Here is an 8618-nt window from a genome sequence, read left to right as displayed (position 1 = left end):
CCTGCACCGCTGGGCCGCCGGCCAGCTGATGTGCCAGCAGGCCGACGGCGAGTGCATAGCTGGTCGAGTTGTTGTAGCGCAGGATGGTGCGGAAGTTGGGTCCCACCAGGAAGGCCGGCCCGCGCGCACCAGTCGTAAGCAATATCGAGCTGTCAGCCAAGGCCGGCAGCGGCGCGCCGTCCATCGCTTGCACACCCTCGTCCGTCCATTTGGTCGTCGGCTGTCGCACATCGGCATCGGCGCGCGCGTAGTCGAATCCCGGCGGCAAGCGCACCTCGAGCCCCCACGGCTGGCCGACCTGCCATCCGGAGCTTGCCAGGAAGTTCGCGGTTGAAGCCATCACATCGGCGAGGCTGTTCCAGATATCGCGTCGCCCATCGCCATCGGCATCGACCGCATAGGCCAGAAAGTTCGACGGCAGGAACTGCGTCTGGCCCATCGCGCCAGCCCACGAACCTATCATCTGCGCGCGGTCGATGTCACGGTTCTGCAGGATTTTCAAGGCTGCGAGCAACTGGCCACGCGCCCACTCCTCGCGTCGGCCCTCGAAACCGAGCGTCGCCAAGGCGTCGATGGTCGGGATGTCGCCCACAAAACTGCCGTAATTGCTCTCCATGCCCCAGATCGCGACAAGGACCTCGGCCGGGACGCCGTAGCGCGTTGCTATGGGGTCGATTTCGGCGCGCAGCGGCGCCAGCTTGTCCTGGCCACGAGCGATTCGCTGCGTCGACAGCGCGCTGTCGAGGTAGTCCCATACAGTGCGGGTGAACTCTGGCTGCGCCCTATCCAATTCGATGACGCGTGGGACGAAGCGGATGTTGTCGAAGGCGATGTGGAGCGTTGCCTCGTCGAGGCCGGCTGCGCGTGCGATGGCGCTGAACTCGACCACCCAGCGGGCAAACTTCTGGCTGTGCTCGACATCAATGGATTCAGTTCGCGTCGGGCTGGCTACTACCGTCGATGGAGCCGGTGCCTGGACTTCGACCGATGGTGGGGTGGTGCAACCCCCAACCAAGAAGACCGCCAACAACGCGGGAACAAGCCAGCAGCGAGCTGACGCTGGAAAACGGGATGGTGTTTGCATTCCTTCCATTCTCGCCGTTCTATGGAACCAGGGTGATCTGACGCCCTCGGGACCGATGACGTTGCGCTGCGCGCGCTCGTCGAATACGGGCCACCTTGGCGAGTTTTCTCGTCTTTGCGCCCAACATCGCGGCGCAGGCTGTTGCAGCGCTCGTGACGGCCCTTCGACGTTGTTCGATCGATTGCTTCGTTGCCCTTGGTTCGTTGCGTTGAATGTCCGGAGTGGGCGGCGGCATGCCAATGACAGGTCGTAGGGTCAAATCCTACTCGCGCAACCAATAAATGCGGGGCTTTCCCCGTAAGAAAACGCCAACTTTCGAGTTGGCGTTTTCCTTTGTGACGAGGTCTGTGTCGTCACAGATTCTGTTGTTTTCAATTAGACCATTGGCGTTGCGATGGTGTGATCAGTGCGATTTCATATGCATCCAGTTTGCGTATGACGCCCCTTCGATCGGAAGATGGACAACGCATCCGTCACGGCCGCCCCGGATTGAAATGATTCCGGACTCGCGAGATGCTCATCTCGCAGCAACGCTACGTCTTTCGCCTTCTCGTCGTAGACTGTTCATATGTTCGATGACGGGTATCGACAATGAAAACCCGGATTGCCATTGGCATATTGTTGGTGACGAATTGTTTGCTGGCTTGCTCTCATGAGCTAACGCCAGGCGCCAGTTTGCAGGTATGCAATGATGCCGTGCAGCACTACGATACCGCGGTCCGCAGTGGCCATATGCAAACTATTGCGGAGGCCAGAAGTCGGGTTCTTCAACAGTGTTATAGCGGGACGGGTAGGGCTCCAACCCTGCGGGAGCCTCTCTCAATCGGCACAGCCACCAAAGCCGATACCCCGGTCAAGGTGACGCCTTCTGTCCCCACGATCGTGATTCCCACCGCGCCGAGCGTACTCACGACATGTGATGCAGGTGGTTGTTGGGATCAACTCGGGAACCGCTACAACGGCACGGGCACCACGCTGATGGGACCGACTGGGAAGCTCTGCATCCGAATCGGTGACCGGATCGATTGCCCTTGAACCGCATAGGGCGTTCGACCGAGATCACGAGGACCGATGGCGTCGGGATCAGTGACTATTCTCCAGCTGCCTGGCTTGCGACCGTGCTTGGCACCGGTTCTGCGAGAATTCCCCGTTGCCGCGCTCATTGGCGCTTATGCGGAGGAATATGACAAACCTCATCGGGGATGGGCTGGCGAAAATTGGGGCGTGCGCGCAAGCTTCTTTGGCGCTGTTGCAACGCAACCTGACGCCGCACGGCATTCTGGCGGCCAGCCCGACCGAGGCCGCCATTGCACGACGGTACACGCGGATATTCGGGCGCGATGCGGCGATATGCATACTGGCCATGTGCGGCAGCGGAGACGTCTTGCTGGAGCAGGGGGCGATAGACAGCCTGGACGTTTTGGCCAACCAGCAAGCGGGCAACGGGCAGATTCCAAAATATGTGGACCCCGAAGGCCAGGACGCCGATTTTTGGTACCTGGGTTGCATCGACTCCACGCTATGGTGGCTGATTGCGGTCGACCATGTGCGCCGTCAGGGCGGCGTCGAGCCCGGGCGCTGGACGGGCGAAGTCGAACGGGCGACCGGCTGGCTGCTGGCCCAGGAGCACCAGCACTTCAGACTGCTGCAACAAAATGAGGCCAGCGACTGGGCAGACATCATGCCGCGCTCGGGCTACGTGCTGTACTCCAACGCCTTGTGGTACGAGGTCAAGCGGCGCTACGGCCTGAGCAGCATCCAGACGACGCATCACCACTTCAACCACCTGTTCAATCCCTACCAGCGCGATTTGCCTGAGTACCATCGGGCCCGCCTGTTGCAGCACTATGCGCGTCGCGGTCGGCGCGATCCGGGGCTGTACCTTAGCTTCGTCAACCTCGCTTTCGCGGGCAATGAGGGCGATGTCTTTGGAAATTTGCTGGCCATCTTGTGCGGACTGTCCGATGAATCCGTCGGCCACCGTATTGTCAAGACCATCATGGCGGCGAACGCCAGTCAGCCCTACCCGATTCGCGTGGTGCTGCATCCGCTGTCGCGTCAGCACGCGCTGTGGCGCCCCTACATGGCGCGCCACCAGCAGAACCTGATGCACCAGTACCACAACGGCGGCATCTGGCCGTTCGTGGGCGGTTTTTGGGTCATGGCGCTGGTTCGCCTTGGCCTGCGTGAGCTGGCTTGGCAAGAACTCGCGCGGCTCGCCAGCGTGAACGAGCTCGACGGCTGGCGGTTTACCGAATGGTTTCACGGCCATTCGCTCCAGCCCATGGGCATGGCAGGGCAGAGCTGGAATGCGGCGGCCTTTTTACTGGCCCGGCGCGCGCTTCTTGGGGCCCCTTCATTTTCAGCGTAATAACTGACGGCGCACAAAACCAGCACTGGCGGTCCGATCTGCTGGCGTAGACTTATCCACCCGTGACCCCAAGCATTCACGCCAGATGAGTCACGCCACCCCAAGCCCCATTAACCCACGCCAATTCAGGAGACTCCCATGTCGCTCCCATCCGCCGAACCCTTTGGGCAATGCCATATCGTGATCACTGGCGGCGCCGGATTTCTAGGTGTGCGCCTGGCGCGCAGCCTGTTGGCGCAGGGACAGCTGTCCCTTGCCGGCGCCGCGCCGGCCCGCATCACGCGCCTCACGCTGGTGGATCGCGCTGCACCGCCTGCCGATCTGATGGCCGACTCCCGCGTGGCCGCGCTGACCGGCGACCTGAATGTGCTTCTTGAACAAAATAACCCTCTGGCGCCCGTCATTCCTGCGGATGCTGCTATTGTTTTTCATCTGGCGGCCGCGGTCAGTGGAGAGTGTGAAGCCGATTTCGATCTCGGCATGCGCAGCAATTTTGGTGCGACGCTGGCCTTGCTGGAAACCTGTCGCGCCTTGAAGACCAAGCCCGTGCTGGTGTTTGCCAGTTCACTCGCCGTCTTCGGCGATTCGCCCGAGCAGCCGGTGCCGCCCGTGGTGGAAGACAACACCCTGCCCACGCCGCAGAGCAGCTATGGCATCCAGAAATTCATCTGTGAACAGCTGGTGGCCGATTATTCGCGCAAGGGATTCATTCAAGGGCGCAACGTGCGTTTGATGACGGTCAGCGTGCGCCCCGGCCTGCCCAACGGAGCCGCCTCCAGTTTCCTCAGCGGCATGATCCGTGAACCCCTGGCCGGTGTGCAGGCGGTCTGTCCGGTGGCGGCGGACACCGCCGTGGCCCTGTCATCTCCCGCGCGCACCGTGCAGGGCCTCATCCGCGCGGCCGAGGCGAGCACGCAGGCATGGGGCCCGCGCACCGGCCTGAACCTGCCTGCACTGACCACCACTCCAGGCGAGATGGCCGCGGCGCTGGCACGCGTGGCCGGGCCGGCGGCCACCGCGCTGATTGACTGGACGCCCGACCCGGCCATTGGCAACATCGTCAAGACCTGGCCCGCCCGCGTGAATACGGCGCGCGCACGCGGACTGGGCTTGCTGCCGGAGGAAAGTTTTGAAGAAATTATCCGGGAGTACATCAGGGAAAATCCCTATGCCGTCAAGCTTTCGATCAGATAACAATAAGAAGTTGTATGACAACTTTCGCGCGAACTGACAGAACCAAGCTCTGCCAGTTCTCTATTTCCAAACTGAGGAGACCTTGAATGAAATTGAGCAAACTGGTGATCGGCCTGTCGTTGGCGGTAGGTTTTGTAGCCACCGCCGCCGCCCAGACCACCATGAAGATCAGCATCTCCATTGCGCAGAACTCGCACCAGGGTGTTGCCATTGACACCTTTGCCAAGGAAGTCGAAAAACGCACTGCTGGCCGGTACAAGATTCAGCCCTTCTACTCGGGCTCGCTCGGTGGCGAGCGCGAATCGATCGAGGCGGTGCAACTGGGCACGCAGGAATTGACCTTCTCCTCCTCGGGCCCGGTGCCGAATTTTGTGCCCGACGCCAAGATTCTGGACATTCCGTTTCTGTTCCGTGACAAGGCGCACGCCCGCGCCGTGCTGGACGGCCCGATCGGCCAGGAAATGCTGGCCAAGTTCGACTCCAAAGGCTTCAAGGCGCTGGCCTGGGGCGAGAACGGCATCCGCCACATGACCAACAGCAAGCGCGCCGTCAATGCCCCGGAGGACCTGAAGGGCCTGAAGATGCGCACCATGGAAAACCCGGTGCACGTTGCCGCCTATAAAGGCTTGGGCATCGTGACGACACCGATGGCTTTCCCCGAAGTTTTCACCGCGCTGCAGCAGGGCACGGTCGATGGCCAGGAAAACCCCTTGTCGGTGATCATGTCGGCCAAACTCGATCAGGTGCAAAAGCATTTGACGCTGACCGGCCATGTCTATTCACCGGGCATTTTCCTGATGAACAAGGCCAGCTTTGACAAGCTCAGCGCCGCCGACAAGCAGGCCTTTCTGGATGCCGCCAAGGAAGGCGTCAAGGCCAACCGTGCCCGCGTGGACGAGGACGATGCCAAGGGCGTGAGCGAACTGCGCAGCAAGGGCATGAACGTGGTCGAGAACGTGGACAAGGCCAAGTTTGTGACCATGCTGGCCCCGGTCAACGCCGAGTTCGAAAAACAGTTTGGCAAAGCCAATATCGACCGTATCCGCAACTCTAAATAATTGCTATTGAATTTATAGCTGTCTGCGCCCGGCGTTCAAGGACTGCCGGGCGTTTTCTTTTAAATATTCATTTCAGGCTGCGATTGCAATGAAAGACAATTTTCTCCGGCTGGAGCGTTGGACCAGCGGATTCTCCATGCTCGCGGCCTGCGCCATGCTGACCGTGGCCGCCAGTCTGGGCGTGTTCCAGATCATCACCCGCTTCATCCTTGAAACCCCTGCGGAGTGGACGGAAGTGCTGATCCGTTTCAGCTTGATCTGGATGGTGTTTCTCGGCATTCCCATGGCGTTTCGCCAAGGTGCCATGGTCAGCGTCGATGTGCTTTACCGCTGGAGTCCGCCGCGCATCCGCCGCGTGCTCGACGGGGTGGTGTGTGTCGCCGCCCTGAGTCTGATCACCGTCATCGTCTGGTGGGGCTGGGACTATGCCAACCGCGGCAAGGTGCAAACCATGAGCGGGCTGGAAAGCCTGTCCATGTTCTGGGCCTACCTGGCCATGCCGGTGGGCGGCATCTTGAGCATGATTGGCATCGTCGCCAACCTGCTGGACCCCCAGCGCCTCGAACTGGAGACTGCTCAATGAGCGCCGCCGCGCCGGGCCGCCCCAAGCAAGGCACGACCCCCTCGGGGGGCAGGGAACCACACGCAGTGGGTAACCGTGGGGGTATGTTCTTATGACTGCCGTTATGTTGAGCACCATGGTGCTCTGCTTTGCGCTCACCGTGTCCGTCGCCGTGTCCATCGGCCTGGCGTCCATCCTGGGCATCCAGGTGGCCGAGGCCAATATGCTGATCTCCGTGAAGGAGATGTTCAACGCGATCAATAAATTCCCGCTGGCCGCCATTCCGTTTTTCATTTTGGCCGGCAACATCATGGAAACCGGCGGCATCTCGCGCCGCTTGGTGGAGTTTGCCAAGAGCCTGGTCGGCGGCGTGCAGGGCGGCCTGCCGATGACCTGCGTGCTGACCTGCATGATTTTTGCGGCGGTGTCAGGCTCGTCGGTGGCGACCACTTTCGCCATCGGCACCATCCTGATTCCGGCCCTGATCAAGCACGGCTACCCGACCACTTGGGCGGCCGCGCTGCAGGCCACCAGTGCCGAACTCGGCGTCATCATTCCGCCCTCCATTCCGATGATTTTGTATGGCGTGAGTGCGGAAGTTTCGGTCGGTGAATTGTTCATCGCCGGCTTCGGTCCCGGCATTTTGATCGGACTGGCGCTGATGGCCTTCGTCTGGGTTTTCTGCCGCATCAAGGGCTGGGGCAAGAACGACGGCGACGGCCGCCTGTCGGTGGGCAAGGCCACCTGGAAAGCAGGCTGGGCGTTGCTGATGCCGGTGATTATTCTGGGCGGCATCTACGGTGGTGTGTTCACCCCGACCGAAGCCTCCGCCGTGGCGGTGTTTTATGCGCTGATCGTGGGTATCGTGGTGTACCGCGAGATCAAGCTGCCGGACCTCTACACCATCCTGCGCAAGTCGGTGCTGTCCTCGGCGGTGATCATGTTCATCATCGCCAACGCCGGGCTGTTTGCCTTCCTGATCACGCGTGCCGGTGTGCCGGATGCGATCGGCCACTGGTTGCAGGATGTGCTCAAGTCGCCCGCCTACTTCCTGCTCGGCGTGAATGCGGCGCTGTTCGTGATCGGCATGTTCATCGAGACCAGCGCCGCCATCATCGTGCTGGCGCCGATACTGGCGCCGGTGGCGATGCACTTCGGTATTGACCCGGTGCACTTCGGCATGATCATGGTGGTGAACCTGGCGCTGGGCATGATCACGCCGCCGTTCGGGGTGAATCTGTTTGCCGCTTGCACCGTGGCGCGTATCTCGCTGGACCGCATGATCAAGGACCTGATCCCCTTCGTGCTGGTGATCCTGGCCTGCCTGATGGTCATCACCTATGTGCCGAGTCTGTCACTGGGGCTGCGCGATCTGGTTTATGCGAAGTAAAGTTGTGGGCTAAATTCAAGGCCTCTCATGACAACTCCGTTCAAACCCATCACACCCGGCGCCTACCTTTCGGATCAGGTGGCGGATGTGCTGGCCGCCGAGATCCGGGCCGGCCGCTTGGCCGTGGGCGCCAAGCTGCCGACCGAGGCCGCGCTGGTCGATCAGTTCTCGGTGAGTCGCACGGTGGTGCGCGAAGCCGTCTCGCGGCTCAAGTCGCTGGGCCTGGTCGATTCACGCCAGGGCAGCGGCGTGTATGTCAAGGAACAGGGCTTTTCGCCGCTCAACTTTGATGCCAAGTCAGCGGTCTCGAAACAGGCGGTGATCCAGATGGTGGAGGTGCGCCGTGCATTGGAGGCCGAGGTCGCCGGCCTGGCCGCACAAAGGCGCACCCAGGCCGATCTCAAGCGCATCCGCAAGTCCATCACCTTGCTGGACAAGGCGGTGCAAGCCGGCGGCGACGGCGTGGACGAAGACGTGCAATACCACCGCGCCATTGCGGATGCGGCACGCAACCCCTTTCTCATCGGCACGCTGGACTACCTGGGCCAGTTCCTGCGCGGCGCCACCCGCGTCACGCGCGCCAATGAAGCGCGCCGCGCCGACTTTGCGCGCCAGGTGCGCGACGAGCATGAAATGATTGTGCGTGCGATTGAAGCGGGTGATGCCGCTGCCGCGCGCCAGGCCGCCGCGCAGCACATGGACAATGCCATCCTGCGCATCGAGCAGGCCGACCCCGCCTTCTGGCAGCAGGCGGGCGTGCAATTGGCACGGCCCCTGGTCACCGGGCTGCCGCCACGGCACTGACGGCGATGGCCGTTTTCAGCCTGATCCTGCGTGCGGTGCCGGGTCATTCCCAGTGTCAAATTCATGTTGAAGTTGTATGATAACCATATAAAATTAACGCTCGAAGAACGCGGCGACAGGAGAAGATGCGAAGCCATTTCCGAGCGAATGGTGCA

General features: G+C 61.5%; 7 protein-coding genes. 6 read left to right on the top strand and 1 reads right to left on the bottom strand.

The annotated features are described in order from the left end of the window. On the bottom strand, positions 1-1084 hold a 1084-nt coding region (locus tag C5P05_RS25715), incomplete at its 3' end, for a lytic murein transglycosylase (protein ID WP_420130775.1). A 1183-nt stretch (positions 1085-2267) separates the two neighbouring features. Between C5P05_RS25715 and C5P05_RS25710 the strand changes: the two genes are divergently transcribed. The 6 genes from C5P05_RS25710 to C5P05_RS25685 all read left to right on the top strand — a co-directional run bounded on the left by C5P05_RS25710 (position 2268) and on the right by C5P05_RS25685 (position 8463). Next, positions 2268-3455: an amylo-alpha-1,6-glucosidase gene (locus C5P05_RS25710; protein ID WP_114972699.1), complete on the top strand. Its 1188-nt coding sequence runs from the start codon at positions 2268-2270 to the stop codon at positions 3453-3455. 138 nt (positions 3456-3593) lie between these two features. After that, entirely contained in the window at positions 3594-4649 is a 1056-nt protein-coding gene (denD, locus tag C5P05_RS25705) for a D-erythronate dehydrogenase (RefSeq protein WP_114972698.1), read from the top strand. Positions 4650-4735: 86 nt separating this feature from the next. Next, positions 4736-5707: a TRAP transporter substrate-binding protein gene (locus C5P05_RS25700; RefSeq protein WP_114972697.1), complete on the top strand. Its 972-nt coding sequence runs from the start codon at positions 4736-4738 to the stop codon at positions 5705-5707. A gap of 88 nt (positions 5708-5795) precedes the next feature. After that, entirely contained in the window at positions 5796-6290 is a 495-nt protein-coding gene (locus C5P05_RS25695) for a TRAP transporter small permease (RefSeq protein WP_114972696.1), read from the top strand. Between the two features lie 91 nt (positions 6291-6381). Continuing rightward, on the top strand, positions 6382-7659 hold the full coding sequence (locus C5P05_RS25690; protein WP_114972695.1) for a TRAP transporter large permease: 1278 nt from the start codon (positions 6382-6384) through the stop codon (positions 7657-7659). Positions 7660-7686: 27 nt separating this feature from the next. Further along, a complete protein-coding gene (locus tag C5P05_RS25685; protein WP_114972694.1) occupies positions 7687-8463 on the top strand; it encodes a FadR/GntR family transcriptional regulator in 777 nt (258 codons plus the stop codon). Positions 8464-8618: the final 155 nt, after the last annotated feature.

Source organism: Rhodoferax ferrireducens, from assembly GCF_003347515.1.
Lineage (GTDB): Bacteria > Pseudomonadota > Gammaproteobacteria > Burkholderiales > Burkholderiaceae_C > Rhodoferax.
The sequence above is the reverse complement of the archived record's forward strand: the minus strand, read 5'-3'. Positions and strand labels throughout refer to the sequence as shown.

Coding starts and splice junctions, on each gene's coding strand:
- C5P05_RS25710 (WP_114972699.1), top strand. CDS start 2,268: ATGACAAACCTCATCGGGGATGGGCTGGCGAAAATTGGGGCGTGCGCG.
- denD (WP_114972698.1), top strand. CDS start 3,594: ATGTCGCTCCCATCCGCCGAACCCTTTGGGCAATGCCATATCGTGATC.
- C5P05_RS25700 (WP_114972697.1), top strand. CDS start 4,736: ATGAAATTGAGCAAACTGGTGATCGGCCTGTCGTTGGCGGTAGGTTTT.
- C5P05_RS25695 (WP_114972696.1), top strand. CDS start 5,796: ATGAAAGACAATTTTCTCCGGCTGGAGCGTTGGACCAGCGGATTCTCC.
- C5P05_RS25690 (WP_114972695.1), top strand. CDS start 6,382: ATGACTGCCGTTATGTTGAGCACCATGGTGCTCTGCTTTGCGCTCACC.
- C5P05_RS25685 (WP_114972694.1), top strand. CDS start 7,687: ATGACAACTCCGTTCAAACCCATCACACCCGGCGCCTACCTTTCGGAT.